Origin of the sequence: Rhizobium sp. M10 (genome assembly GCF_002531955.1) — a bacterium.
Lineage (GTDB): Bacteria > Pseudomonadota > Alphaproteobacteria > Rhizobiales > Rhizobiaceae > Rhizobium > Rhizobium etli_C.
Genome location: NZ_NWTA01000013.1, coordinates 189,027 through 215,594, shown reverse-complemented (window position 1 = coordinate 215,594; position 26,568 = coordinate 189,027). Strand labels below are relative to the sequence as shown.

The window sequence follows — 26,568 nt, the reverse complement described above, 5'->3', positions numbered from 1 at the left end:
TGCGGGTAACGCGACGGAGAAGGGTGGGGTGGCCAATGGTTCGGGTGGTGTGGTTGCGAGCGGCAACGTGCTGACCAACGACACCGATCCGGATTCCGGTGATACCAAGGCCGTTACGGCCGTGGTCTTCGGTGCGACGTCGGGCACGCTCGGCTCGGCGTTGAACGGCACCTATGGCAGTCTCGTGCTCAATGCATCGGGCGCCTACAGCTATGCGATCAACGAGAGCAATGCCGCCGTCCAGGCGCTGCGGCAATCGACCAACACGCTGAGCGATGTCTTCAGCTACACGATGCGCGACAGTGCCGGCGCCACGGCGACGGCAAACCTGACCGTCACCATCCATGGCGCCAACGATGCGCCGGTGCTGGCGGTGCAGACGACGACCCAGAATGCCACCGTCGGCTCCGCCTTCTCCTTCACCCTGCCGACGACGACCTTCACCGATGTCGACAGCGGCGAGACGCTGGCCTATTCGGCAACGGCCGCCGATGGCACGGCGCTGCCCTCCTGGCTGAGCTTCAACGCCTCGACGCGGACCTTCTCCGGCACGCCGACGACCTCAGGCACCTATGGCGTCAGGGTAACGGCAACAGATCTTGGCGGCCTTGCCGCCAACGAGACCTTCAACATCGCCGCATCGACGACGCCAACGACCTACAGCCTGTTCTCCGCCTCCAGCACGCCTGCCCAGACCAACCTCAACGATGGTCAGCAGCTCGAACTCGGCGTCAAGTTCACGTCGAGCGTCGCCGGCGACATTATCGGCATCAGGTTCTACCGCAGCGCCAACGACAACGGCCAGAACGTCGTCGACCTGTGGAGCTCCACCGGCACCAAGCTTGCCACCGCCACCTTCACCAATACCACCGCCAGCGGCTGGCAGACGATGAACTTCACAACGCCCTTCGCCATTGCTGCCAACACCACCTATGTCGCCTCCTATCACACGACAGGCGCCTATGTGGCGACCGGCAATTTCTTTACGACCGCCGTCACCAGCGGCCCGCTGACGGCGACAGCCAGCGGCAACGGCGTCTACCGCTATGGCGGATCCGCCACCGTTGGCATTTTCCCAAATGCCACTTTCGGTGCTACCAATTATTGGGCCGATGTGGTCTTCCGTCCGGGATCGGGCACGCCCGGCAATACGACGCCGACGGCGGTTGCCGATGCGGGTAACGCGACGGAGAAGGGTGGGGTGGCCAATGGTTCGGGTGGTGTGGTTGCGAGCGGCAACGTGCTGACCAACGACACCGATCCGGATTCCGGTGATACCAAGGCCGTTACGGCCGTGGTCTTCGGTGCGACGTCGGGCACGCTCGGCTCGGCGTTGAACGGCACCTATGGCAGTCTCGTGCTCAATGCATCGGGCGCCTACAGCTATGCGATCAACGAGAGCAATGCCGCCGTCCAGGCGCTGCGGCAATCGACCAACACGCTGAGCGATGTCTTCAGCTACACGATGCGCGACAGTGCCGGCGCCACGGCGACGGCAAACCTGACCGTCACCATCCATGGCGCCAACGATGCGCCGGTGCTGGCGGTGCAGACGGCGGCCCAGAACGCCACCGTTGGCTCCGCCTTCTCCTTTACCCTGCCGACGACGACCTTCAGCGATGTCGACAGCGGCGAGACGCTGGCCTATTCGGCAACGGCCGCCGACGGCACGGCGCTGCCCTCCTGGCTGAGCTTCAATGCCTCGACGCGGACCTTCTCCGGCACGCCGACGACCTCAGGCACCTATGGCGTCAGGGTAACGGCAACGGACCTTGGCGGCCTTGCCGCCAACGAGACCTTCAACATCGCCGTGTCGACGACGTCGTCGACCAGCTACAGCCTGTTCTCCGCCTCCAGCACGCCTGCCCAGACCAACCTCAACGATGGTCAGCAGCTCGAACTCGGCGTCAAGTTCACGTCGAACGTTGCCGGGGATGTCACCGGCATCAAGTTCTATCGCAGCGCCAATGATAACGGCCAGAATGTCGTCGACCTGTGGACCACGACCGGCACCAAGCTCGCCACCGCCACCTTCACCAATACCACCGCGAGCGGCTGGCAGACGGTGAATTTTGCAACACCGGTCACCATCGCCGCCAACACCACCTATGTCGCCTCCTACCACACGACAGGAGCCTATGTCGCGACCAACAATTTCTTTACGACCGCCGTCACCAACGGTCCGCTGACGGCCCCGTCAAGCGCCGTCGCCGGCGGCAACGGCGTCTATGCCTATGGCGGATCCGCCACTGCAGGTCTTTTCCCGACCAACACCTATAATGCAGCGAATTACTATGCCGACGTGGTCTTCCGGCCGCAGCTCGTCGCGTGAAGCATGTGAGGGGATTACGAACGGGTTTCGAATGAGGCTGATACGTCGCAAGTACTCGCCGCGGCTCCGGTCGCCCGGAACGCCCGCATTCAAGGAAGGCCGATGAACAGGATCGAACGGCTTCCGGTAACCGTGCTGGCCGGCTTCCTCGGCGCCGGCAAGACGACGCTGCTCAGCCACGTCCTGAATAACCGTCAGGGCCTGCGGGTCGCCGTCATCGTCAACGACATGAGCGAAGTGAACATAGACGCCAGTCTCATTCGCGACGGCGACTGCAACCTGTCGCATACGACGGAGACATTGGTCGAGCTCAGCAATGGCTGCATATGCTGTACTTTGCGCAACGACCTCCTGACGGAAGTACGACGGCTGGCAGAGGAGCGGCGATACGACTATCTGTTGATCGAGGGCACCGGCATTGCCGAGCCACGCCCCATTGCGGCAACCTTTTCCTTCCGCGACGAGACCGGTGTTTCGCTCGCCGATTTTGCCAGGCTCGATACGATGGTCACCGTGGTCGACGCTGCAAATCTGTTAGCCGACTACAGCAGTGCCGATCTGCTTGCCGACCGTGGCCTGCAGCGTGACGGTGAGGATCGGCGCACCCTGATCGACCTGCTGGTGGATCAGATCGAGTTTGCCGATGTCGTCGTGATCAACAAGATCTCGGATACGACCGAAGCGGTCCGCTCGGAGGTGAGCAAGATCGTTACCTCTCTCAACCCGGATGCGCTTCAGGTGGAGACGGATTTCGGCAAGATTTCTCTTTCAACCGTCCTTGATACAGGCCTCTTCGATGAAGCAAAGGCCGCGGCGCATCCCCTGTGGCACAAGGAATTGTATAGCCCGGATGAGCATGTTCCGGAGACGGAGGAATACGGGGTCTCGAGCTTCGTCTATCGCACCCGGCGTCCCTTCGATCCGACGCGGTTTCGGGCATTCCTCGACGAACCCTGGCCGGGAGTGCTGCGCGCCAAGGGCCACTTCTGGCTTGCCACGCGCCCGCGTCATGTGGGCCTGATGTCGGCTGCCGGGATCCAGCGGCGCTGCGAGCCCATGGGGCTCTGGTGGGCAGCCGTGCCCCGGCAGGACTGGCCCAACCACCAGCAGTTTCAACGACAGCTGCAGAGCCGATGGGACAGCGCCTGGGGCGACCGCCGGCAGGAACTGGTTTTCATCGGCGTGGGGATGGACGAGACAGCTGTACGGACTGCGCTGGACGGGTGCCTCGCCAGCGCCGATCCGCGCGACTGGGCCGCCCTCGAAGATCCGTTTCCGGCCTGGTAACACGGGCGGAGCAGGATAGCGCGCGCGTTAACCGGCCCGACCGGCCGGGGTGCGGTGAGGATCATCATATCGACGTATGGTAGTACCACCCACATACCCCGGATTGCTGTCGTCCGTTCCATTGCGAAAGCTGGCAGGATGAAGTCTTGCAGTGTCGATCGACGGATTGGGGACGCCGCTGATGCGGAGAATTCATGTCAGTAATCGTGAGTACCTGAGTATATTTGGTGGAGCGTTGATTATCTGTCGTTCATCCTCTGCCTGGAGCGCAGGCCTTGGATCGACGACGGTCGTGTCTTCGACGAATAGCGATGGTTCCCCGGGCTTTGCCAATCAGGGCAGCGCAACGGTCCACTCCTCCTTCACCGGCACGGTCACATCGTCCCTGACACCATCGGTCGACATGCAGACGCCCTCGGCATCGCCGGCGCCTGCGGCCGATGGCGGCACGCGGGACACGTCCACGAAGACGGCGTCGGCTGCGACGGTCTTCGAGACGCCTTCCTCGACATCCGAGCGCACCGTGCTTGGCCCGGATCCGCTCGAGGAGGCTGCGACACTGCCCGGCGCTCCCGAGCTGACCGGTGTTACCAGCAATGCCGATACCGGCAGCGGCGAAACGGCGGCGCCTGTTCCTTCTTCCAGCAGTGTCGCCACGGCTTCGTTGCGCCTGCAGGCCTCGATTGCATCCATTTCGGTCGAGGAGAGCCAGGACTCTTCTGCGGAGACGACAGCGGCCCCGACAGCATTGGTGGCCCCAGCGACGGCTGTGCCTGCGGCGACGCCCAACAAGATCGCGCTGGAAAACCTGAAGCAGGGCAACCCGATCAGCGAGTGGGGGCTGGAGGGCGACGGCGGCGGCACCATCCAGGGCTTTGCCACCGAAATCAGCACGAATATCGGCCAGACGGTCGATTTCAAGATCGCCACCGATTCCACCCACTACCGCATCGATATCTATCGCATGGGCTATTATGGCGGGGCTGGCGCGCGCAAGGTCGACTCGATCGAGCAGCAGCTGACCACGGCGCAGATCCAGCCGCATCCAATCGTCGACATGTCGCTCGGTCTCATCGATTGCGGCAACTGGTCGGTCTCGGCGAGCTGGCAGATTCCAACGGACGCGGTCTCCGGCGTCTATTTCGCCAAGCTGGTGCGCGAGGACGGCACCGAGGATGCCAGCATCATCCCCTTCGTCGTGCGCGACGACGCCTCGACCAGCGATATCGTCTTCCAGACGTCGGACACGACCTGGCAGGCCTATAATGCCTGGGGCGGCGCCAGCCTCTATTACGGTGAAGTGCCCGTCGACCCGGCAGACATGATCGGCTACCTGCCGCCGAACTGCAGCTGCGGCGTGACCGCGATCGGCCGCGCTTCGGCGGTCAGCTACAACAGGCCGATCATCACCAATACGAGCCCGATCGGCGGCTCGCATGATTACATCTTCGGCGTCGAGTCTTCCGCCATCTCGTGGCTGGAGCAGAACGGCTACGACGTGTCCTATATATCAGGCGTCGATACGGCGCGCAGCGGCGGCCTGCTGCTCAATCATGATGCCTATCTCTCCGTCGGACATGACGAATACTGGTCTGCCGAACAGCGCGCCAATGTCGAGGCCGCCCGCGATGCCGGCGTCAACCTCGCCTTCTGGAGCGGCAACGAATGCTATTGGAAGGTGCGCTGGGAAAGCAGCATCGACGGCAGCGGCCAGGCCTATCGCACCATGGTCTGCTACAAGGAGACCTGGGGCACGAGCACGGATCCGAGCAATGTCGGCACCGGCACCTGGCGCGATCCGCGTTATGCCGATCCGGGGCAGGAGCCGGAGAATTCGCTGACGGGCACGATGTTCCAGGTGGACAGCTACCGCCAGGATACGATCTCCATCCCCTACGACTATTCGAACCTGCGCTTCTGGCGCAACACCGAGGTTTCGGAGCTGCAGGAGGGCGATAGCTATAATCTCGTGCAGAACCTGCTCGGCTATGAATGGGACTCCGATGTCGAGAACGGATTCCGTCCGGATGGACTGATCAATCTGTCGCTCTCCTCGGTCTCGGTGAGCACCTATCTGCGCGACTACGGCACGACGGTCGGCGATGCGGTGGCAACCCACAGCCTGACCATGTACCGGGCGGCAAGCGGCGCGCTGGTCTTCGGCGCCGGCACCGTCTTCTGGTCCTGGGGCCTGAGCGACAACCACCAGGGCCCGACGACATCGACCGATCGCAACGTGCAGCAGTCGATGGTCAACATGTTCGCCGACATGGGCATCCAGCCGACGACGCTGGATGCGAGCCTGATCCTGGCGACACAATCGACCGATATGCTGAAGCCCACCTCGTCGATCAGCTCGTCGATATCAGGCGCAAGCTTCCTCGAAGGGCAGCATGTGACGATCACGGGCACGGCGCAGGATTTCGGCGGCGGCATCATCGCCGGCGTCGAGATCTCCACCGATGGCGGCCAGCACTGGTTCAAGGCGACAGGCCGCGAGACCTGGAGCTATAACTGGGTCGTGCAGGCGAGCGGCACCTATACGATCATGTCGCGCGCCGTCGACGACAGCGTCAACATGGAGGCGCCAGCGGCCGGCAAGCAGGTCACCGTCACCCTGCCGGACACCCAGGGCCTGTGGACGCTGGCGGACAAGCCCGCCGTCGAAATGGCGATCGATCGCGATTCCGTCGAACTCGGCCTGCGCTTCCAGGCGACGACGGCAGGGTATGTCGAGGGCATCCGCTTCTACAAGGGCTTCTACAATACCGGCGACCATGCCGTCAGCCTCTGGAGCGCCAACGGAACGCTGCTGGCAACGGGTGTCTCGGTCGGTGAATCGCTCTCCGGCTGGCAGACGGTGATGTTCTCCAGCCCGATCCAGATTGCGGCCGGCACGACCTATGTGGCCTCCTATCACACCAACGGCTTCTACTCCGCCACCGATAATTATTTCGGCGGCACCTATGCCAGCGGCGCGCTGAAGGTCGTCGATGGCGGCGGCGTCTATGCCTATGGCGACAATGCCGGCACCTTCCCCGGACAGAACCTCGGCACCGGCACCAACTACTGGGTCGACGTGGTCTTCGACGCCGGCCCCAACAGCGCGCCGGTTGCGACCGACGATAGCGGGCTGACGCTGACCCGCAACGACAGCGTCGTCATCTCGATCGCCTCGCTCATCGGAAACGATACGGATCCCAACGGCGATGCGATGACGATTTCGGCCGTCGGCAATGCCGTCAACGGCACGGTGACGCTCAACAAGCCGAACGGCACCATCACCTTCACGCCAACCAACAATTATTCGGGGCCGGCAAGCTTCACCTACACGCTGTCGGACGGGCGCGGCGGCACGGATCAGGGCAATGTCAGCCTCACCGTGGACCCAGGCCCTTCAGGGGAGACGCTGTTCAAGGCGAGCGAGGGGCCGACGGGCGCAAGCTTCAACGAGGGCCAGTCGCTGGAACTCGGCATGCGGTTCTCCGCTTCGTCGAGCGGCATGGTGACCGGCATCCGCTTCTACAAGGCGTCCGGCGATACCGGCCCGCATACCGGCTCGCTGTGGATGGCCGACGGCACGCTGGTCGCGACCGTCACCTTCGCCGACAGCGGAGCGGTGAGCGGCTGGCAGACCGCGACGTTCTCAAACCCGGTGCATATCCTGGCCGGCACGACCTATGTCGCCTCCTACCACACGACCGGCTCCTATGTGGCGACGGCGGACTATTTCACGACCGCCCACAGCAACGGCTCGCTGACGGCGCTTGCCGGCAGCAACGGCGTCTTTGCCGACGGCTCCGGTTTCCCGACCTCCAGCTATCAGTCGTCGAACTACTGGGTGGATGTCGTCTATAACCAGACGAGCAACGTGCTGCCGGTCGCCGCCAATGACAATGGCTACACGACCTATTCCAGCACGGCGTTGTCGATTGCTGCCGCCAGCCTGCTTGCAAACGACATCGATGGCGATGGCGACGCGCTCAGCATCACCGGTGTCAATGGTGCGGTCCACGGAACGGTGAGCTTCAACAGCCAGACCAAGTCAGTCATTTTCACGCCGACGGCGGGTTATACCGGTGCGGCAAGCTTCTCCTATACGGTTTCGGACGGGTTTGGCGGCACGGCGTCGGCCACGGTCAGCCTCACCGTCGACACGCCGCCGGCCGGGGGCGCGACGTCGAGCCTGTTCACCGGCGCCGACACGTCGGGGATTACCGCCGCCAACGACGCCAACTCGGTCGAACTCGGCGTCAAGTTCATCGCTTCCGCCAACGGCCAGATCACCGGGCTCACCTATTACAGAAGCGCCCAGGATACCGGTACGCATGTCGGCTCGCTCTGGACGGCGAACGGCCAGCTTCTGGCCCAGGCGACCTTCATCAACGAGACGGCGAGCGGCTGGCAGACGGTTTCCTTCACCCAGCCGATCAATGTTTCGGCCGGCACCACCTATGTGGCGAGCTACCATTCGAACGGCTTCTATTCGGCAACAGCGAATTACTTCACGACGGATTATTCGAACGGTGCGCTGACGGCGCCGTCGAGTGCGACGAGCGGCGGCAACGGCCTTTATGCCTATGGTACAAGCAGTCTGTTTCCGACCGCTTCCTACAATGCGAGCAATTACTGGATCGACGTGCTCTATCGGCAGGGCAGCGGGCAGAATGCGGTTCCGGTCGCCGCCAATGACAGCGGCTTCTCGACCACTACCGGCACGCCGATCACCATTCAGGCCTCGGTACTCCTGGCAAACGATAGCGACGGCAATGGCGATCCGCTTGTCGTTACCGGTGTCAGCGGCGCGGTCAACGGCACTGTTTCCTACGATGCCCAGGCCCAGACCGTGACATTTACGCCGACGGCAGGCTACTCAGGGCCGGCAAGCTTCAGCTACGCGATATCGGACGGCAATGGCGGCACGGCCTCGGCGCAGGTTGCGCTCACCGTCAACGGCAGCCAGTCGGCTGGGCCGGAGCAGAACTTCTTTGCCGCCGATGCGACGCCTGCGATCGTCAACGCCAACGACAACCAGCAGATCAATCTCGGTATGAAATTCCAGGCCGATACCGCGGGCTGGATCACCGCCATCCGCTTCTACAAGGGGGCCGATAATACCGGCCCGCATAACGGCTATCTGTGGACGGCCTCCGGCACGCTGCTCGGCAGCGTCACCTTCAGCAACGAGACGGCGAGCGGCTGGCAGACTGCGCAGCTCACCCAGCAGATGGCGATCCAGGCGGATACGACCTACGTCGTTTCCTACTCGAGCAACGGCAATTACTCGGCGACCGGCAATTATTTTGCCAGCGATGTGACGAATGGGGACCTGAAGGCACCCGGCGGCAATAACGGCGTCTATGCCTATGGATCGGGCGGGTTGTTCCCGACCGCCAGCTACAACAGCACGAACTACTACGTGGACGTGGCATTCAAACCGCAGCTCGCGGCGTAACGCCCACGCGGATGTAAGACCAAGCATGCCGTAAAGAGTGAGAGTATCGATGATGCGTACAGATATCAGATTGCCGGTTACGGTTCTCGCCGGGTTTCTCGGCGCGGGAAAGACGACTGTCCTCAATCATGTCCTGAGCAATCGGGAGGGTCGTCGGGTTGCTGTCATCGTCAACGATATGAGCGAGGTCAACATCGATGCGGATCTCGTGCGCGAGGGCGGCGCGGATCTGTCGCGCACGGACGAGACGCTGGTAGAACTCACCAACGGGTGCATCTGCTGCACCTTGCGCGACGATCTCCTGAGCGAGGTGCGGCGATTGGCAGCCGCCGGCCGTTTCGATTATCTGCTGATCGAGGGCACCGGCATTGCCGAGCCGCTGCCGGTCGCAGCCACGTTCTCCTTCCGCGACGAAAGCGGGGCCGCCCTTTGCGACGTCGCCCGACTGGACACGATGGTCTGCGTCGTCGATGCGGTCAATCTGCTTACCGATTACCGGAGTGCCGAGTTCCTTGCCGATCGCGGCGAACGGCGTGACGGGAACGATGAGCGCAAGCTCGTGGAACTGCTCGTCGAGCAGATCGAATTTTCCGACGTCGTCATCATCAACAAGGCAGGCGACGTGCCGTGCGCCGACCTTGCCGAGGTGCGCCGGGTCGTCGCGGCCCTTAATCCGGATGCTGAGGTGATCGAAGCAGTCTTCGGCCAGGTGCCGCTCGGCGCGATCCTGAATACCGGTCTCTTCAGCGAGGCGAAGGCCGCCCGTCATCCGCTCTGGCACAAGGAACTCTTCGGTTGGGGCGACCATGTGCCGGAGACCGAGGAATACGGCATCAGAAGCTTCGTCTATCGCAGCCGCCAGCCGTTTGATCCTTCAAAGCTGCAGGATTTCCTCGGCAGGAAATGGTCGGGCCTCATCCGTGCGAAGGGGCATTTCTGGCTGGCGACGAGGCCGGATGAGATCGGCCTTCTGTCGATTGCCGGCACGCAGTGCCGCATCGATACCAGGGGTTTCTGGTGGGCCTCGGTGCCGAAGGTGCAGTGGCCACGCTTTCCGCAGTTCCGCCAGCTCATCGACCGGCATTGGGACGAGGTCTGGGGCGACCGCCGCCAGGAACTCGTCTTCATCGGCGCCGGCTTCGACGAAGGAGCAATCAGGGCGGCACTCGACGACTGCCTGACCGGTGAGGAGACAGGCTTCGACCCGCAGACGGCTGTCGGGCTCCGGGACCCGTTTCCGGCCTGGCCGCACGGGCATGTGCATGCACATTCAAACAGTTAGAGCGTCCTCATGGACGTAAGGCGCCCTAAGGTGAAGACGTTTTGATTATCAACCAGAGGAGAGAACAATGAGCAACGAACTTTACGCAGACGGCATCGGCGAAATCACCATTACCGGAACGATCGTGCGCATCGACCTGATGTCGCTTTCGGCTACCGATCGTGATGCCAACAACAACCCGAAACCGGTCTTCCGCCAGCGCATCATCATGCCTGTCGATGCCTTCGCCAATGCGGTCGATCTGATGCAGAAGGCGCTCGGCGGGTTGGTCGAAGCGGGTGCGGTTCGTCGCGTTGGCGATATGTCAGCTGCGGCGGCTGCCGATATTCAATCGGGGCCGGCCGGCGCTTCGAACGCTTCGCCGAACTTCAACTGACAAAACAGATATCGCCTCGGTTTCGTATTGGGTTTCGGGTGGGCCATGAGTGGTTTTCTGCATACCAACCTGCATTGTCTGGCGCTCGTCGCGCGACATCACGGCGTCGATCTTGCTCCGGAGCGCCTGCAGCACGATTATGCCGTCGGCAACGATCCCGTTGCCGTGCGGCAGCTGCTGCGCATGGCCAAGGATGCCGGCCTCAAGGCCCGGCATCTGACGCTCGACTGGCGATCGCTGTTTCAGCTCGGCGAGGCCTTTCCGGTGCTCGCGGAACTGACGAACGGCAATTGGGTGGTTATCGCCGACGCTGTCGGGAGCGGTGAGGAGGAGAGAATTCGCGTTCTCGATCCGCTCGCCTCACGCGCCGAAGCGATGATGCTCAGCGAAGAGCAATTCGCCAAGGCCTGGCTCGGATCGGTGATCCTGCTGAAGCGCAATTATCGCATGTCCGATGAGGACCGGCCCTTCGGCTTCCGCTGGTTCGTTCCCGAAATCATCAAGCAGCGCAGCTTCTTCCGCGATGTCGCGCTCGCGGCCTTCGTGCTTTACGGCCTGGGGCTGATGACGCCGATCTTCTTCCAGCTCGTCATCGACAAGGTGCTCGTGCATCAGAGCTATGCGACCCTGACGGTTCTGACGGTCGGCATCGCGATTGCGCTCGTCTTCGACGCGACGTTCACCTTCCTGCGGCGCTATCTGCTGCTCTACGCCACCAACAGGATCGACATCCGCGTCGCGACCCGCACCTTCGGCCATCTGCTGAACCTGCCGATCGCGCTCTTTGAACAGGCTTCGGCCGGCGTTCTCGTCAAGCACATGCAGCAGACGGGGCGCATCCGCGAATTCCTGACCGGCCGGCTGTTCCTGACCCTTCTCGACGGCGTGTCCCTCTTCGTCTTCGTGCCGATCCTGCTTCTCTACAGCGTCAAGCTGACGCTCGTGGTGCTCGGCTTCGCAGCGCTTGTCGGCCTGGTGGTGATGCTGCTCGTCGGGCCGTTCCAGCGCCGCCTGCAGGCGCTCTACCAGGCGGAAGGCGACCGGCAGGCCCTGCTGGTGGAAACCGTGCACGGCATGCGTACCGTCAAATCGCTGGCGCTGGAACCGCGCCAGCGCAAGGTGTGGGACGATTATTCGGCCCAGTCGATCTCGGTGCGTTTCCGGGTCGAGAAGATCTCGACCATCGCCCAGGCGATGACCGGACTGCTGGAGAAGCTGATGAGTGTCGCGATTATCGGCCTCGGCGCGCTCGATGTCTTCAATGGCGCGATGACCATCGGCGCACTGGTTGCCTTCAACATGCTCGCCGGCCGGGTCTCCGGACCGCTCGTCCAGATCGTCACCATGGTGCATGAATATCAGGAAGTGGCGCTCTCCGTGCGCATGCTCGGCGAGATCATGAACCAGCGGCCGGAGCAGGCGGGCCGCGGGCGCGGTGTTCGGCCGCATCTGCGGGGCCACATCGCATTCGACAGGGTCACCTTCCGCTACGCTCCCGACACCGCGCCGGCGCTCGACAATGTCTCCTTCGCCATTCCGGCAGGCTGCGTCTTCGGCGTGGTCGGCAAGAGCGGCTCGGGCAAGACGACGATCACCCGGCTCATCCAGGGGCTCTATCAAAGCCAGGAAGGCCTGGTGCGCATGGATGGTTACGACAGCCGCGAGATCGACCTCGTGCACTTAAGAACCAGCATCGGCGTCGTGCTGCAGGACAATTTCCTGTTCCGCGGCTCGGTGCGCGACAATATCGCCGCCGCCAAGCCCGATGCCAGCATCGAGGAGATCATGGAGGTCGCCCGCATCGCCGGCGCCGAAGAGTTCATCGAACGGCTGCCGCGCGGCTTCGACACGATGCTGGAGGAAAATGCCGCCAACCTCTCCGGCGGCCAGAAGCAGCGCCTGGCGATTGCCCGCGCACTGATCACCGATCCGAAGCTGCTGATCTTCGACGAGGCGACGAGCGCGCTCGATCCCGACAGCGAGGCGATCATCCGCGAGAATCTGAGCCGCATCGCCGCCGGCCGCACTGTCATCATTGTCTCGCACCGGCTTTCGACCCTTGTCGATGCCGATGCCATTCTCGTTATCGATCGCGGCAAGGTCGCCGATATCGGCCGACACGATCAGCTGGTGTCGCGCTGCATGACCTACCGTCACCTCTGGGCACAGCAGATGAGGCAGGTCGCATGAACGCGCATGTCAAAAAATCCAGCGAGAACCTGCCCGTACGCTCGAACAAAGCCCCCTCGGCCACGGGACCGGACAAAGGCAGGGAGCTCACCGCCCGCCCACCGCTGCCGCCGGCGATTGCGGAATTTCAGTCCGACGCCGTCGAGCTGGAAGAGCGCGCGCCGCCGCGCGTTGCCCGCATGACGCTCTACTGCGTCACGGCGCTGCTTGCCGCAGCGATCACCTGGGCCTCGGTCTCGTCAATCGACGAGGTGGTGATTGCGCCCGGCAAGCTGGTCACCACTCAGCCGACCATCGTCGTCCAGCCGCTCGAAACCTCGATCATCCGCACGATCGACGTGAAGGCCGGCGAGGTGGTGCGTGCCGGCCAGACGCTGGCGACGCTCGACGCCACCTTCAGCCAGGCCGACGTCGGGCAGCTGAAGACGAAGTTTTCCGCCCTCGACGCCCAGGTGAAGCGGCTTGAGACCGAGCTGACCGGCGAGGACTATTCGAAGATCGCCGGCAATACGCCGGACGAGCAGTTGCAGGTGCAGCTGTTCGGCCAGCGGCGCGCCTTCTACACGGCGCAGCTGCAGAATTTCGAGCAGCAGATCGCCGGCCAGTCCTCCGTCCTCAAGGCAAACCGCAACCAGGAGGTCGTGCTGAACGACCGCCGCGACAATCTCTCGCAGATCGAGGCGACACGAAAGAAGCTCTATGACACGGAAAGCGGCTCGCTGCTCACCATGCTCGGCTCGCGCGACGCCCGCCTTGATGTCGAGGCCGATATCACTGCCGTGCGCGGCAAGGCCGACGAGGCGGCTCACACCTATGCCAAGCTGCTCGCCGACCGTCAGGCCTTTATCGAGGATTTCCGCCGCGCCGCGATGGAGCAGCTGGCGGACCTGCGCAGCCAGCGCGACATGGCGGGCGAAGAGCTGAAGAAACTGGAGCTGCGCCGCAACATGGTGGCGCTGACGGCACCTGCCGATGCCGTCGTGCTCGAGCTGGCGCAACGCTCGGTCGGTTCGGTGGTGCGGGAGGCCGAACCGGTCGTCACGCTGGTGCCGATCAACGTACCGCTCGAAGCCGAAGTGTCGATCAACACCCGCGACATCGGCCGCGTGGCCGTCGGCAAGGAGGCACGCATCAAACTCGACGCCTATCCCTTCCAGAAATATGGCACAGCCTCCGGCGAAGTGAGAACCATCAGCCAGGACACCTTTCTAACCGGCCAACAAGAGCAGACAGCCACCCCCGGCCAGCCGGCCGCCCCCTTCTTCAAGGCGCGGATCCTGCTTGCCGATACCCGGCTGAATGCCGCAGATGTGCCGGTGCGGCTGCTTCCCGGCATGACCGTGTCGACGGAAATCAAGGTCGGCAACCGCACGGTGATGTCCTACTTCCTGTATCCGTTGCTGCGCGGACTCGATAACGCAATACGTGAACCATAGGCTGACGGATCGTTGGCTGAAAACACAGTTCCGAGTGAGCTTTGAGGCAGATATCGCCTCTCATCGTCTGCGGTTTGGCCGCCTGCATGTTCGTGAAGTCGGTCGCCGCTTGACGCTATACGCGCCTAACCTCACACTCGCTGTGTCGAAGGTGAGTCGAACAGACTGTACGGTTTTTCAGATGCGTTGCTCACCTCCCCAGGAGCCGCGAGCCGGGGCGGATCTATCCAAACCCGGTTGGTCGCAAAGACAATCGAGGTCGATCGACTTCGAACGCGCACGGGCTCCTATTTTGTTTGTGAGGCCGCGCCGTGGATAAGGTGTCATCAGCCGTCGATCCTCCTGGCGGTGGCCCACGTTCACACTGGAATTTCCCGTGGCGAAACGTCCCCCGCTGGCTGCTTTGGCCAGTGCTTTTGATCGGCATCTTGCTCGTCGCGGGCATCGTCGTTTTTTTCGGTGGAAGCGACCGTCTCGAAGGTCCGGCTGGGCCCATTGAAGATCGAGCTCTCGATAAGGCTGCCCCGTCATCGGAAATCGCCGCCCGCCGTGATGATGAGACTGCTTCTCCCCTCCGGCCGATGTCGATATCGCCGCAGCTGATCGAGGTCCCGAAGCCGGAGCTGGCAGGTCAGTTTCTGCGGATGTGGCGCGTCTCGGGGGCGAGCATTTGCGCTGCTCTTCGAGAGGCCGGTATCGCGATGAGCGAGTGGAAACCCGCATCGATGCGCAATCGCAATTATGAATGTTATTTTCAGCGCATCTATGAACGTGACGAGGCGCGTCCCCTCAGTTCCACCTTCCTCAAGGTTCGCGGAAATGAAATGGGCGATATTGTTGAGATCCGCGCCAGGATCATCGGGCCGACGACAGACGATGAGGGGCGTCTCGCCCCGGCTATTCTGCGCATGTTCGAGATCATTGTGAAGCAGGCGTGCTGGCGCGATTTCGAGGATAGTCTTACGTCGATCCAAAACCTTCGAAATGTCGAAGAAGAGCAATTCGGCGCCTATCTCAGTTTCATGCGCGAAGCCGACGGCGGAAGCAATTTTGATTTTGTTCTTGGTCTTAAGGCGACTTCAGCTGCGCAGGTGAGAACCAAGACGTATTTTTCGCCGGAGCGCTGGCTAACCGGAACCGATCGCCGCAACGTTTCGGGGAACGTGATCCTCACGGACCGCTCGAGTACGTCCACGTCAGCCAATTGTCCAAATTGACGGCGTAGCCGGAGGGGTGACCTGCGGGAGTTGCTACGACCGTGCAGAGGCGCCACGAACGACGCTTTACAGGTCCTTACGGATAGAAAAAACGTAATTATAAGGCCTGCCGGAAGAGCTCTTCCGAACCTCCTCGGACGACAGGGAACGCAATTTTCGATCTTTCAGGCAATATACCGAATAGCCAAACGGTGTGAGATAGTCGATCACACTGGCGACAGCATTGGGTCGATGTCGGTCTTCCGCCTCGATGAGCAGGTTGGGGCGGTCCCGGCTCAAGATCGCCTCCGCACCTTTGAGTACTTTGAGCTCGTGGCCTTCAACGTCGATCTTGATGAAGCCGACAGCGTCGAACTGATAGCTATCCAGGCGCCGGGTCGGAACGGAGATTTCTTCGACATTTTGCGTTGAAAGCGTATTCTGCTCCTCAATTGTGGCGCAGCCATCCATAAGCTGATCACTGGGGATCCGCATCGTTGCAACGCCAGCGCTATCGGAAAGTGCGACCTGCTCGACCCGGACCGACGAACCAAGTGCTGCCTCCAGAAAAGCGACCATATTGGGCTGAGGTTCAAAGGCGACGACATCGCGCGCAAGCTTGGTCAAAAACCAGGAATAAACACCGTAGTTCGCGCCTATATCGATCGCAGTCTGGTTCCGACGGCATAATTTGTCGAGGATCCGAAGCTCGGGCTCACCCCGGCGCCATTCCCGTGACGCGCGCGTCCACAACCTGAACCGAGGTGGCGCAATATTAGCGATGTGAAGCATGTCGGCTCCCGGGTAACTCGAACGCGCGCTATCCGCTCATCGAGCGGCGTGCCCTGTTTTTCCATCTTCGGTGAATTGGCAGCCAGTCGCTAGATCATCGATAGTTGATGGCCTGCGCGGCCCTTTCGCCAAGCCTAGTTCTTTAGGTGAAGCCGACGTAGCCGCGAAATACCTTCGATCTCGCCAGGTGATGATGGCGCGGCGGGGCTAAACACCTGGTCGATCCGGAGGTCGGAACCACCGCAGACCGCATGTTGGCCCAGAGAGAAACCCCGCCGTCAATGGTCGGAATAAGGGTAGTCTCACCTATATACAGCATTATTGGAAATGCTGTATATAACAGCAAATACAGCAAAGGAGGACGCCTATGCCCAGGTCAAGCGGTTCCTATTCTACCAGCGATCTCTCCCGGAAATCCGGCGACATCATCGCCGAAGCGCTTCGTCATCCGGTCACCATCACCCAGCGCAACAAGCCGCGCCTCGTCCTCCTCAACATCGAAGACTACGAGCGACTGATGAAGCAATCCGACCGCCGATCCGCCGGCACGATCGGGACCATGTCGGATGAACTCTTCGCTGAATTCGAGAACGCCGTCGAGACCTATGCCGGCGAGGATGAGGCAGGTCGGTAGTGAGCTACGACCTGATCCAGACCGCAAGCGTCATACGCTATCCTTACCTCTGGGCGCGGGAGGCTGAGCGAGGAGAGACGGAAGGACGCAAGGAGCGGCCAGTCGCCGTGGGCGTGAGAATGCCACGGCCGGACGGTGATCTGGTCCTGTTCTTTCCCATCACCACCAAACAGCCGGAGGCATCGCGGTTTGCCGTAGAGGTGCCCGCGATCGAAAAGCGCCGCGCCGGCCTTGATGCCGATCGCAGGCTTTGGATCATCTTCGATGAGTTCAACACCGACACCGTCGGCAATTCATTCTATCTCGAGCCCGAGCCGCCGACCGGCCGCTTCAGCAAGGCTTTCTTCCTGCCGTTGCTGCGCGAATTCATCAGCCGCCGCAAGTCGGCCACGGAAGTCAACCGGTTCCGCTGACCGCCACGGCAAGAGTGCGGCGGCGTATTGATCGTCATGAAATGGATTTGACGAAGCAGTTTGCCGCGGCCACCGCGTCCAAACGATGATGATCTGTTCGTCCTTGCGCATCGATTGGGTGATCTCGTGCGGAATAATCAACGGCCGACGCTGGTAGGTGAGGCTTTCGCGCTTGGAAATAGAATGTACCCGGCTACAGGCGAATCTGGCGTAAGTTCTATTATGGAACTCGATTATGGGGCGAACGCGAAACGGCTGGGACAGTGCTCGTCGCGCCTAAGCCAACGCCACCGAGATATCGATGCAGAGCCGCTCTGGCGGGCATCGAGCGACGCGACGGCCGGTTGGTTGCGCGAGGCATGGTCCTCTCTAATCGCCTTTGATGATCGCTTCCGCCGCCTTCTCCGCAATCATGATCACCGGCGAATTCGTATTGCCGGAAACGATCGTCGGCATGATCGAGGCATCGACGACCCGGAGCTTGGCCACGCCGTGCACGCGCAGCCGCGTGTCCACCACCGCCATCGGATCGCTGCCCATCTTACAGGTGCCGACGGGATGGAAGATCGTCGTGGCGATGTCGCCGGCGCGGCGGATCAGATCGTCGTCGCTCTCATATTCCCGGCCCGGCAGCATTTCCTGCGGGTTGAAACGGGAGATGGCCCTCGTCTGCATGAGGCTGCGGGTGTGGCGGATGGATTTTGCTGCAAGCAGCCGGTCGCCGGCGGTTGAAAGATAGTTCGGGCGAATTTCCGGCGGCTGGCTGGCGTCGCCTGTCGTGACATGCACGGTGCCACGGCTTTCCGGCCGGAGATTGCAGACGGAAACCGTGACCGCGGGATAGCGGTGCAAGGGCTCGCCGAGCCGATCGGTGCTGAGCGGCTGGACATGATATTCGAGGTCCGCCGTGGCGACGGCGGGATCGCTTTTGGCGAATATGCCGAGCTGGCTCGGCGCCATGGAAAGCGGGCCTGACCGGTTGACGGCATATTGCAGGCCCATGCCGGCGCGGCTGAAGAGGCTGTGATAAAGCTGGTTCAGGGTGCGCGCGCCTTCGATCTTAAAGACCGTGCGGATCTGCAGGTGATCCTGAAGATTTTCGCCAACGCCCTTCAGGGGGTGACGAACCGGAATATCAAGGGCCGAAAGAACTTCCGGCCGGCCGATGCCGGAGAGTTCTAGGATTTTGGGTGAGTTGATGGCACCCGCCGACAATACGACCTCGCGGGAGGCGCGGGCGTTACAGAGTTGGCCGCCAAGCCGGAAACGCACTCCGGAAACCGCCTTGCCGTCGAACTCCAGCCGTTCCGTCTCCGCGCCCGTCAGGACGCGAAGGTTCCCGCGCTTCATCGCCGGCCGCAGGAAGGCTTTCGTCGTGTTCCAGCGCAGGCCGCCCTTCTGGTTGACCTCGAAATAGCCGGAGCCTTCATTGTCGCCGTCGTTGAAATCGTCGGTTTTCGGGATGCCGAGTTCTTCCGCTGCATCGCGGAAGGCGTCGAGGATCGGCCAGGAGAGGCGCTGGCGCTCGACGCGCCATTCGCCGCCGGCGCCGTGCACGGCGGATTTGCCACGGTAATTGTCTTCCGACTTCAGGAAATAGGGCAGAACATCGTCCCAGCCCCAGCCGGCGTTTCCGGCCTGCCGCCATCCGTCATAATCGGCCGCCTGCCCGCGCATGTAGATCATGCCGTTGATCGACGAACAGCCGCCGAGAAGTTTCCCGCGCGGATAGTTCAGTGCGCGGCCATTGAGGCCGGCCTCGGCGGCCGTCTTCATCATCCAGTCGGTGCGCGGATTGCCCATACAGTAGAGATAGCCGATCGGCACATGGACCCAGTGATAGCGGTCCGTGCCCCCAGCCTCGAGCAGCAGCACCCGGGTTTTCGGATCGGCCGACAGCCTGTTTGCCAGAACACAGCCGGCGGAGCCGGCGCCGACAATGATGAAGTCGTAGCTTCCCTCGTCTATCGGCGTTTCATTGCCATCCATCGTCACGTTGCAGCTCCCGTCGCCGTAGGTTCGGCTGCCGAAAGCCGCCGCCAAAGCGGCGCCATGGCTTCCGCTATGTCATTGTAAAGCGCGTAGCGCCGGTCGTAATGCGCAGCGAGCGCGGCATTCGGCCGATAGTGCCGGTCGATACGCACCATGGCATCCGCACCTTCCGTGAAATCGGCAAACAAGCCGACTCCGGTTCCCGCCGCAATCGCCGCACCGAGAGCCCCGGTTTCCCTGGAGCTGGCGACAGAAACCGGCACGCCGAGCACATCGGCAAAGATCTGCGGCCAGAGGCGGCTGCGCGATCCGCCGCCGGACAGCACCGCCTGGTCGAAGGTCGCCCCCGCTCCGCGGAGCGTCTCTACGTGTTGGCGGTGGCCGAAGGCAACACCTTCAAGAAGGGCGCGGATCAGGTGTCCCTTGGTGTGCCAGCCGGCAATGCCGTAAAAGCCGGCCCGTGCATGGCCGTCCTGCTGGGCGCCGTAGAGATAGGGATGATAGAGCGGGTCGTCGGCAGCCGGCTGGATTTCCGCCGCCAGTGCGCAGCAGGCGTCGAAGGGCGAGACGCCCTCCGCATGCTCACCATCGAAAAATTCCCGCACCAGCCATTCGAGATTGGCGGCCGAAGTGGCACTGTTTTCCATCGCCATGTAGCGCGCGCGATCGAAGGTCGACGACATGAAGACGGGTCCGCCGAGATCAGGCCCGTCGATGATGACCTGGTTGATGCTCCAGGTGCCGGCGATGATCGAGGCGCTGCCGGTGCGCGAGACGCCCGAGCCGAGGGCCGAGGCGACGACGTCGAAGAGCCCGCCGACAACTGGCGTGCCGGCGGCAAGGCCGGTCTCCGCCGCCACCTCTTCCGTCACCTTGCCGGCAATGTCGGCGCTTTCGATCAGCCGCGGCAGCAGGTCCATGCAGTCGCCGAGGCCATAAGCTTCCATCAGTGTGCGGTCATAACGGCGGGCGGCGAGATCGAGCAGCCCGGCCCCTGACATATCCGACATCTCGCTGACACGCTCGCCGGTCAGCCGGTTGACGACGAAATCCTTGCAGTAGAACACCGTGCCGATGCGCTGGAAAATCTCCGGTCGATGACGTTTCAGCCAGGCGAGCAGCGTCGGTGTCTGCGAGGGCCAGGGCCGTTGGCGGGCGATCGGATAGGTGCGATCGCCGACAGCCTCGGCCGCCCATTCCTCGACGAGCCCGGTCGCCCGCGTATCGAGCGACTGGATGCCGAGGAAGGGTTCGCCATTGCGATCCAGCGCATACAGCCCGTTGCCGTGACCGGCGCAGCCGATTGCGGCGATATCAGCCGCAGCAATGCCTGCCCGGTCGAGGCAGGTGCGGATGACGCGTTTGGCGTTGGCCCAAAGCTCGCCGAGATCCCGCTCGACATGGCCGGGACATGGCATGCGGCTATGCCCCTCCTCTCCCGCATAGGCCACTTCCCGGCCGGCGCGGTCGAAGATCACCGCCTTGATGACGGTGTTGCCGGCGTCGAGCCCCAACAGATATTCTCCCATTCCGAACCCCTCCCAAGGTTCTGTCATTGCCTGCGCAATTCCAAAGATAAACCGCTTCACGCTTTTCCGGGAATTGCTTCAGCACCTCAGCCTTGCTGATAGATTGCAACGGCTTCTTCGCCGCTCGTATCCTGGTGGATGATCGCCATCAGCCCGCGCACGACGGCGCTCGGATTGGCATGCTGGTAGATGTTGCGGCCATAGACCATGCCCATCGCGCCCTGCCGCATCAAGGCGGCCGATTTGGCGAAGACGGCGGCGAGATCCTCCTTGCCGCCGCCGCGCACCAGCACCGGGCATCGTGCCGCTTCGACCACGCGGTGGAAATCCTCCGCATTCGTCGTCGGATCGGCCTTGACGATATCGGCGCCCATTTCGCGGGCAAGCCGCGTCAAGGTGACGATCTTGTCGGCATCGCCGTCCACCATGTAGCCGCCGCGCTCGGTGACCGGCTGCATGACCAGCGGTTCGATCATCAGCGGCATGCCGTATTTCTCGCAGTCCGCCCGGACGCGCGAAATATTCTGCACGCACTGGCGAAAGAGATCGGGCTCATCCGGCAGCATAAACAGATTGACCACCACGCAGGCGGCATCCATCTGCAAGGCGCCGACCAGCGGCTCCGCTTCATTCTGCAGCACCGCCCACATGTCGCGGTGGCGGATGCGGTTATAAGGATTGCCCATGTCGATGCGCATGACGAGCGCCGGCTTGTCCTTGCCGGGCAGATCCTGCAGCAGGTCGGCCTGGCCGTAATTCATCTGGATCGCATCCGGCTTCGCATCGACCAGCGCCTTGACGACGGCCGGCATGTTCTCCAGCCCGTTGAGAAAGGACGGTTCGTTGCAGACGCCATGATCGATTGCCACATCAAGGCAACGGCCGTTGCCGAACAGCCGGTTCATCCGGACCTTGCGGTTGTCTCGCATAGTTCACTCCTTCGTTCGTTCCTTGCGGAAAGGGTTGCTTCGGCGACGCCGTGGCGCTCGCGCATGATAGTGAGAAAGCGGATGCGCTCTTCGGCGGCGCGCTCAGCCGACCAGCCTCTTTCGGCGGCCAGCAGGCCGAGCACGGCGTCAGCCATGTCGAGCGAGAGTTCGCCGGAAATTGCCAGCGTCGTGCGGCGCAGCAGCAGGTCGTCGAGATGCTCGACGGCCTCGGCGCCGATCAGATACTGGATTTCGCGAAGGCTGTAGCCGGCATGCGGCAAAGGATGGTCGGGGCCTGCCGCGATGAACCCGGCGACATCCTCCGCATCGGTGCCATAGCGTTCGAAGAGGATCGCAGCGCGATCGATGGAGATGCCCGTCGACGCCGCAAGATCACGAACCCAGCCACCGCCATCTTTGGGGAAGGCACGTCCGCCGCCGAATGCTCTCTCCGCCGTATCGATGCGCCGAGGCCGGCGGAGCCGTTCCAGCGCCATGTCGGCCGCCAGCTCACCGAAGGAGCGGAACGTCGTCCACTTGCCGCCGATCATGCAGAGCACGGGCGGGCCGCCATCATGGCTTTCGATCACGGTGCAGAAATGATCCCGCGGGATCCGGCCGGTAAAACTGTCCTTACTGGCCGGCAGCGGGCGCACCCCGGCGAACTGGAAAACGATCTCTTCCGGCCGGATGCGAATGCCGGGCAGCACGAAGGCAAGCGATTGCAGGATATAGTCGCGCTCGTCGGTCTCGCAGCGCACAGTGCCGGGGTCATCGACGCGAATGTCCGTCGAGCCGACCAGCACCTTGCCGAGATAGGGAAAGAGGATGCAGATGCGCCCGTCCTCATTCTCGTAATAGATCATGTGCCCGTCGAGCATGTCGCGGAGCGCGGGATTGTCGATGATGAGGTGCGACCCCTTGGTGCCGCCCATCAGCGGGGCAGGCCGCGCGCCCTCGGGAAAAAGCGATCCATTGGCGATGTCGATCCAGCCCCCGGTCGCGTTGACGACGAGACCCGGCTGGATGCGAAACATCTCCCCCGCGATGCCGTCGCGCAGCAGGACCCCCCCCGCCCCGGCCTGCTCGATCGTCGCATAGTTCAAGACCCGGGCATTCGGACCGGCAGACAGGCCGTCGCGCAGCAATTCGATGCCGATCCGCTCCGGATGGCTCACCCAGGCATCGTAATAGGTGGCGGAGCTGCGTATCCCAGGATTGAGCGCCGGCCATTTGGCCAGCGTCGCCCGGCGACCGCGGAACTGATGGCGGGGCATCAGCGCGCGTTTGCGCGTCAGGAAATCGTAGATGGCAAGGCCGGTCTTGATGGCCACGGCGCCGCGGCGGCTCGGACGACGGGTGAGACCGAGGAAGCGCACGATACCGTTGCCGAGGCCGGAGAAGACGTCGAAAACAGGAACCGTCGTGGGCAGAGGCGCAACATAATGGGGCGCGTTGCGCAGCAGCCGGTCGCGCTCGACGAGAGACTCCTGCACGAGGCTGAATTCGCCATTCTCCAGATAGCGCAGCCCGCCATGGACCATGCGCGAAAGGGCGGCACTGGCACCGGAGCAATAGTCGCCCTGCTCGACGAGCAGCACGTTCACGCCCTGCAGCGCCAGCTCGCGAAAGACGCTGAGCCCGTTGATGCCGCCGCCGAGGACGCAAACGTCCACCTTCGGGCTTTGGCGAAGCCCGTCCATTGTTTCCACACGGTTCATGATGGCGTCCGTTATCCGTCCATGGTGGCGAGCTGCGCCGATATGGCGGTGTCGATGGCCGCGAGATCGGCGGTTGAAAGGCGAAGCGTTCCGGCCCGCGCATTGTCGAACGCCTGCGCCGGGTTTCTTGCGCCGCAAAGCGCGAAGGTTACGCCCGGCTGGGCCAATGTCCAGGCGATCACCGTCTGCGCGATGCTGGCGCCGTGGCGCTCCGCCACAGGCCGGATCGCCTCGGCAAAATCCTTGGCCTTGCGGCGGTTGGCGACGGAAAAGCGGGGATTGTCCTTGCGCTGGTCGTCGCCGGAAAACACGCGCTCGGGCCCGATGGCGCCGGAAAGCAGGCCGAGCGCCAGTGAGGAATAGCTGAGCGTCGACACGCCGTTGGCGATGGTGAGCGGCAGCAGGTCCGCCTCGATCTGGCGATCGATCATGCTGAACCGCTCCTGGATCGCATCGAGCGAACCGGTCGCGATATATTGTTCCAGCTCCGGCCGGTCGACGTTGCTGGCGCCGATTGCGCGGATCTTTCCGGCCTGTTTCAGCTCTTCCAGCGCCGCGACGGTCTCCTCGATCGACGTCGTCGGGTCCTGCCAGTGGGTGATGTAGAGGTCGATATGATCCGTGCCGAGGCGGCGCAGACTTTCCTCTACCTCGTGAACGATCGAGTCCCGCCCGAGATGGCGGTGCACCGGCTTGCCGTCCTGGTCGAAAAAATGGTTGCCCTTCTGCGTATGCCACACCAGCCCGCATTTGGTGGCGATCACCGCCTTGTCGCGGCGTCCGGCGAGCGCCTTGCCGACGATTTCTTCGGATCGGCCCAGGCCGTAGGCCGGCGCCGTGTCGATGAGGGTGACGCCGGCATCGAGCGAGGCCTGGATCGCGGCGATGGATTGCGCCTCGTCCGTGCCGCCCCACATCCAGCCGCCGATGGCCCAGGTGCCGAGGCCGACGGCCGAGGCCTTGACGCCGGAGCGGCCGATTTCGCGGGTCAACTGTTCGCCGCTCATGCGGAAAATCCTTCCTCGGATGCGAGTTCAAGAATGCGCGCGCCCGTCGCCTCGTCGGTGACGAGCGTATCGAGGTGGTTGCCGCGCAGGATGCTGAGGATCGGTCCGGCCTTGTTCGGGCCGCTTGCGACGCCGATCTTCGTCGGGATCGAGGCGAATTCCGGCAGCGTCAGCGAAACCAGCGACCGGTTGAGACTGTAGTCGCAGACGCGGCCGTGATCGTCGAGCAAATGGGCGAGCAGTTCGCAGCTGGCGCCCGAACGCTCGATTGCCGCGCGATCGGTGCTGGAGGAAGGGTGCAGGTCGTAATAGCTCGAATCATCGGTCAGGATCGAGCCGATGCCGACCACTGCGACCTTGGCTTCGCGCGCCCGCCGGAAGACGTCGGCGACGGAGCGCATATTGATCAGCATCGACCGCTGCTCGGCGTCATCGGCAAAAAGCGGCGCGTGGATCTGGTAGGAGCGCCCGCCGAGCCGGTCGGCCATCAGCGTCGAGACGTGGTTGACGTCGGTATAGTGTTTGCCCTGCACGCAGCCGGTGGCCGGGATGACCTCGACATCGAAGCGGCGCGGCGCCTGCAGGCCGGCGACGACGGCGCTGACGCCCTTGCCGCCGGTGATGCAGATGGTATCGCCATCGGCGATTTCTTCGAGCAGCAGGCGGGCTGCCGCCTCGCCGACCGCCTGCAGCGCGGTCTGCGGATTGTCGGAGACGGTCGGGACCACGACCGCGCGGCTGATGCCGCCGAGCGCCAGAAGCCGCTCCTCCATATCGACCAGCGGTTCGATCGGCGACTTGATCTTGATTTCGACCAGGCCGAGCTGACGGCCCCGCTTGATGAGACGGTTGACCGTGGCGTGCGAGATTCCGAGCTGATCGGCGATCTGCGCCTGCGTCAGACCTTCCAGAAAATGCAGGACGAGGGCCTGGTGCATCTGGCGGGCGATGACGATTTCTTCGCGCGGGGCTGTCGTCCTGGGTTTCAGTTTGGCGATCGGCATGTCAGGCGGCCTTCCGCTTGTGCAGGAAATGGTCGATGGATACGGCGGCAAGCAAGATGCATCCTTTGATCATGTCCTGCCAATAGACGGAAACATTTAGCAGGATCAGCGACGAGGTGACGAGGGAAAGAAGCGCGATGCCGAGGATGGCCCCGAGGATGGTTCCCGAGCCGCCGTTCAGCGAGGCTCCGCCGATCACCGCGGCGGCGATGATGTTCAGCTCCATGCCGACGCCGAATGTGGGTGTCGCCGCGCCGAAGCGGGACATGTAGATGACGCCGGCGACACCTGCGAGCGTCGAGCAGAGCACCGTCACCCAGAACTTCACCTGGTTCGTCTTGATGCCGGAATAGAGCGCCGCCTTTTCATTGCTGCCGGTGTAGAACACCTTGCGGAAGGCGGTCGCCCGGCGCAGCAGGAAATCGAACAGCATGACGACGGCGACGAAGATCAGGATGACATAGGGAATGCCGTAGAACGTGCCCTGCCCCACCGCCTTGAAGCCGGGAGGCAGCGTGAAGAGCGAGAGCGGCGTGCCCTTGGTGATGATGAGGCAGAGGCCACGCACGATCACCATGCCCGCCAGCGACGTGATGAAGTGGTTGAGCCCGACGACGGTCACGAAGAAACCCATGATGGCGCCGATGGCGCTGCTGGCAAGAATGCCGGCAAGCGAGGCCGTCCACGGATCGAGTCCGGCGAGAAAGAGCGAGCCCGAAAGCACCATCGCGAAGCAGACGACGGAGCCGACCGCAAGGTCGATGCCGCCGACGATGAGCAGGATCGTCATGCCGACGACGACGATGCCTTCCACGGAAAAGCTCATCAGCATCGCGCGGAAATTGCCGAGCGTCAGGAAGTGCGGCGAGGCGAAACTCATGATGATGCCGAGCGCCAGGATGATCGCGATCAGCCCGGCCTCGCGCATCGTGCCGATGCGCTTGAAGGACGACGTCCTGGGCAAGCCTGCCGCCATCGTGTCGATTGCCATTT

18 protein-coding genes are annotated in these 26,568 nt (G+C 62.9%); 10 read left to right on the top strand and 8 right to left on the bottom strand.

The genetic code is table 11. The annotated features are described in order from the left end of the window. The 8 genes from CO671_RS21575 to CO671_RS21540 form a co-directional block, all read left to right on the top strand. On the top strand, window positions 1-2,332 hold a 2,332-nt coding region (locus CO671_RS21575; RefSeq protein WP_141514479.1), incomplete at its 5' end, for a DUF4082 domain-containing protein. 102 nt (window positions 2,333-2,434) lie between these two features. Then, a complete protein-coding gene (locus tag CO671_RS21570; RefSeq protein ID WP_097607642.1) occupies window positions 2,435-3,619 on the top strand; it encodes a GTP-binding protein in 1,185 nt (394 codons plus the stop codon). A 181-nt stretch (window positions 3,620-3,800) separates the two neighbouring features. Further along, window positions 3,801-9,074 (top strand): DUF4082 domain-containing protein, encoded by a 5,274-nt coding sequence (locus CO671_RS21565; RefSeq protein WP_097607654.1) that lies wholly within the window; start codon window positions 3,801-3,803, stop codon window positions 9,072-9,074. A 49-nt stretch (window positions 9,075-9,123) separates the two neighbouring features. Continuing rightward, window positions 9,124-10,356 carry a GTP-binding protein gene (locus CO671_RS21560; RefSeq protein ID WP_097607641.1) on the top strand — a complete coding sequence of 411 codons (1,233 nt, stop codon included), beginning with the start codon at window positions 9,124-9,126 and terminating at the stop codon, window positions 10,354-10,356. 67 nt (window positions 10,357-10,423) lie between these two features. Next, window positions 10,424-10,732 (top strand): hypothetical protein, encoded by a 309-nt coding sequence (locus CO671_RS21555; protein ID WP_040112893.1) that lies wholly within the window; start codon window positions 10,424-10,426, stop codon window positions 10,730-10,732. A gap of 45 nt (window positions 10,733-10,777) precedes the next feature. Beyond that, window positions 10,778-12,922 (top strand): peptidase domain-containing ABC transporter, encoded by a 2,145-nt coding sequence (locus tag CO671_RS21550; RefSeq protein ID WP_097607640.1) that lies wholly within the window; start codon window positions 10,778-10,780, stop codon window positions 12,920-12,922. Then, window positions 12,919-14,358 (top strand): HlyD family type I secretion periplasmic adaptor subunit, encoded by a 1,440-nt coding sequence (locus tag CO671_RS21545; protein WP_097607639.1) that lies wholly within the window; start codon window positions 12,919-12,921, stop codon window positions 14,356-14,358. Before CO671_RS21550 ends, CO671_RS21545 begins: the two co-directional genes overlap by 4 nt. Before the next feature lie 410 nt (window positions 14,359-14,768). Further along, the gene (locus tag CO671_RS21540) at window positions 14,769-15,575 is read left to right on the top strand and encodes a DUF6030 family protein (protein ID WP_097607638.1); all 807 of its coding nucleotides are present in this window, start codon (window positions 14,769-14,771) and stop codon (window positions 15,573-15,575) included. 66 nt (window positions 15,576-15,641) lie between these two features. On the opposite strand, the gene CO671_RS21535 is transcribed toward CO671_RS21540, so the two are convergent. Next, window positions 15,642-16,346: an FkbM family methyltransferase gene (locus CO671_RS21535; protein WP_097607637.1), complete on the bottom strand. Its 705-nt coding sequence runs from the start codon at window positions 16,344-16,346 to the stop codon at window positions 15,642-15,644. Between the two features lie 367 nt (window positions 16,347-16,713). On the opposite strand from CO671_RS21535, the gene CO671_RS21530 reads away from it, so the two are divergent. Both CO671_RS21530 and CO671_RS21525 read left to right on the top strand, forming a co-directional pair. Further along, entirely contained in the window at window positions 16,714-16,980 is a 267-nt protein-coding gene (locus CO671_RS21530; RefSeq protein WP_064685161.1) for a type II toxin-antitoxin system prevent-host-death family antitoxin, read from the top strand. Further along, window positions 16,980-17,393, top strand: a complete 414-nt coding sequence (locus tag CO671_RS21525; protein ID WP_097607636.1) for a hypothetical protein — start codon at window positions 16,980-16,982, stop codon at window positions 17,391-17,393. Before CO671_RS21530 ends, CO671_RS21525 begins: the two co-directional genes overlap by 1 nt. Before the next feature lie 369 nt (window positions 17,394-17,762). Here the strand turns inward: CO671_RS21525 and CO671_RS21520 are convergent, their stop codons facing one another. From CO671_RS21520 to CO671_RS21490, 7 genes are all read right to left on the bottom strand, one after another. Continuing rightward, complete coding sequence (locus tag CO671_RS21520; protein ID WP_097607653.1) at window positions 17,763-19,382, bottom strand: GMC family oxidoreductase; 1,620 nt, start codon at window positions 19,380-19,382, stop codon at window positions 17,763-17,765. A gap of 2 nt (window positions 19,383-19,384) precedes the next feature. Then, the gene (locus CO671_RS21515) at window positions 19,385-20,914 is read right to left on the bottom strand and encodes an FGGY-family carbohydrate kinase (RefSeq protein WP_097607635.1); all 1,530 of its coding nucleotides are present in this window, start codon (window positions 20,912-20,914) and stop codon (window positions 19,385-19,387) included. An 86-nt stretch (window positions 20,915-21,000) separates the two neighbouring features. Continuing rightward, a complete protein-coding gene (locus CO671_RS21510) occupies window positions 21,001-21,843 on the bottom strand; it encodes a class I fructose-bisphosphate aldolase (protein WP_097607634.1) in 843 nt (280 codons plus the stop codon). Beyond that, window positions 21,816-23,564 (bottom strand): glycerol-3-phosphate dehydrogenase/oxidase, encoded by a 1,749-nt coding sequence (locus CO671_RS21505; RefSeq protein WP_170965024.1) that lies wholly within the window; start codon window positions 23,562-23,564, stop codon window positions 21,816-21,818. Before CO671_RS21505 ends, CO671_RS21510 begins: the two co-directional genes overlap by 28 nt. Before the next feature lie 11 nt (window positions 23,565-23,575). Next, window positions 23,576-24,571 (bottom strand): aldo/keto reductase, encoded by a 996-nt coding sequence (locus tag CO671_RS21500; RefSeq protein ID WP_097607633.1) that lies wholly within the window; start codon window positions 24,569-24,571, stop codon window positions 23,576-23,578. Further along, entirely contained in the window at window positions 24,568-25,575 is a 1,008-nt protein-coding gene (locus CO671_RS21495; RefSeq protein ID WP_064685329.1) for a sugar-binding transcriptional regulator, read from the bottom strand. The genes CO671_RS21500 and CO671_RS21495 overlap by 4 nt, the downstream gene beginning before the upstream one ends. Window position 25,576: 1 nt before the next feature. Next, window positions 25,577-26,566 (bottom strand): ABC transporter permease, encoded by a 990-nt coding sequence (locus CO671_RS21490; RefSeq protein ID WP_170965023.1) that lies wholly within the window; start codon window positions 26,564-26,566, stop codon window positions 25,577-25,579. Window positions 26,567-26,568 lie beyond the last annotated feature (2 nt).

Bases quoted from the DNA above. Each gene is read 5' to 3' on its own strand.
- CO671_RS21570 (WP_097607642.1), top strand. From the start codon at position 2,435: ATGAACAGGATCGAACGGCTTCCGGTAACCGTGCTGGCCGGCTTCCTC.
- CO671_RS21565 (WP_097607654.1), top strand. From the start codon at position 3,801: ATGCGGAGAATTCATGTCAGTAATCGTGAGTACCTGAGTATATTTGGT.
- CO671_RS21560 (WP_097607641.1), top strand. From the start codon at position 9,124: ATGATGCGTACAGATATCAGATTGCCGGTTACGGTTCTCGCCGGGTTT.
- CO671_RS21555 (WP_040112893.1), top strand. From the start codon at position 10,424: ATGAGCAACGAACTTTACGCAGACGGCATCGGCGAAATCACCATTACC.
- CO671_RS21550 (WP_097607640.1), top strand. From the start codon at position 10,778: ATGAGTGGTTTTCTGCATACCAACCTGCATTGTCTGGCGCTCGTCGCG.
- CO671_RS21545 (WP_097607639.1), top strand. From the start codon at position 12,919: ATGAACGCGCATGTCAAAAAATCCAGCGAGAACCTGCCCGTACGCTCG.
- CO671_RS21535 (WP_097607637.1), bottom strand. From the start codon at position 16,346: ATGCTTCACATCGCTAATATTGCGCCACCTCGGTTCAGGTTGTGGACG.
- CO671_RS21530 (WP_064685161.1), top strand. From the start codon at position 16,714: ATGCCCAGGTCAAGCGGTTCCTATTCTACCAGCGATCTCTCCCGGAAA.
- CO671_RS21520 (WP_097607653.1), bottom strand. From the start codon at position 19,382: ATGGATGGCAATGAAACGCCGATAGACGAGGGAAGCTACGACTTCATC.
- CO671_RS21515 (WP_097607635.1), bottom strand. From the start codon at position 20,914: ATGGGAGAATATCTGTTGGGGCTCGACGCCGGCAACACCGTCATCAAG.
- CO671_RS21510 (WP_097607634.1), bottom strand. From the start codon at position 21,843: ATGCGAGACAACCGCAAGGTCCGGATGAACCGGCTGTTCGGCAACGGC.
- CO671_RS21505 (WP_170965024.1), bottom strand. From the start codon at position 23,564: ATGAACCGTGTGGAAACAATGGACGGGCTTCGCCAAAGCCCGAAGGTG.
- CO671_RS21500 (WP_097607633.1), bottom strand. From the start codon at position 24,571: ATGAGCGGCGAACAGTTGACCCGCGAAATCGGCCGCTCCGGCGTCAAG.
- CO671_RS21495 (WP_064685329.1), bottom strand. From the start codon at position 25,575: ATGCCGATCGCCAAACTGAAACCCAGGACGACAGCCCCGCGCGAAGAA.
- CO671_RS21490 (WP_170965023.1), bottom strand. From the start codon at position 26,566: ATGGCAATCGACACGATGGCGGCAGGCTTGCCCAGGACGTCGTCCTTC.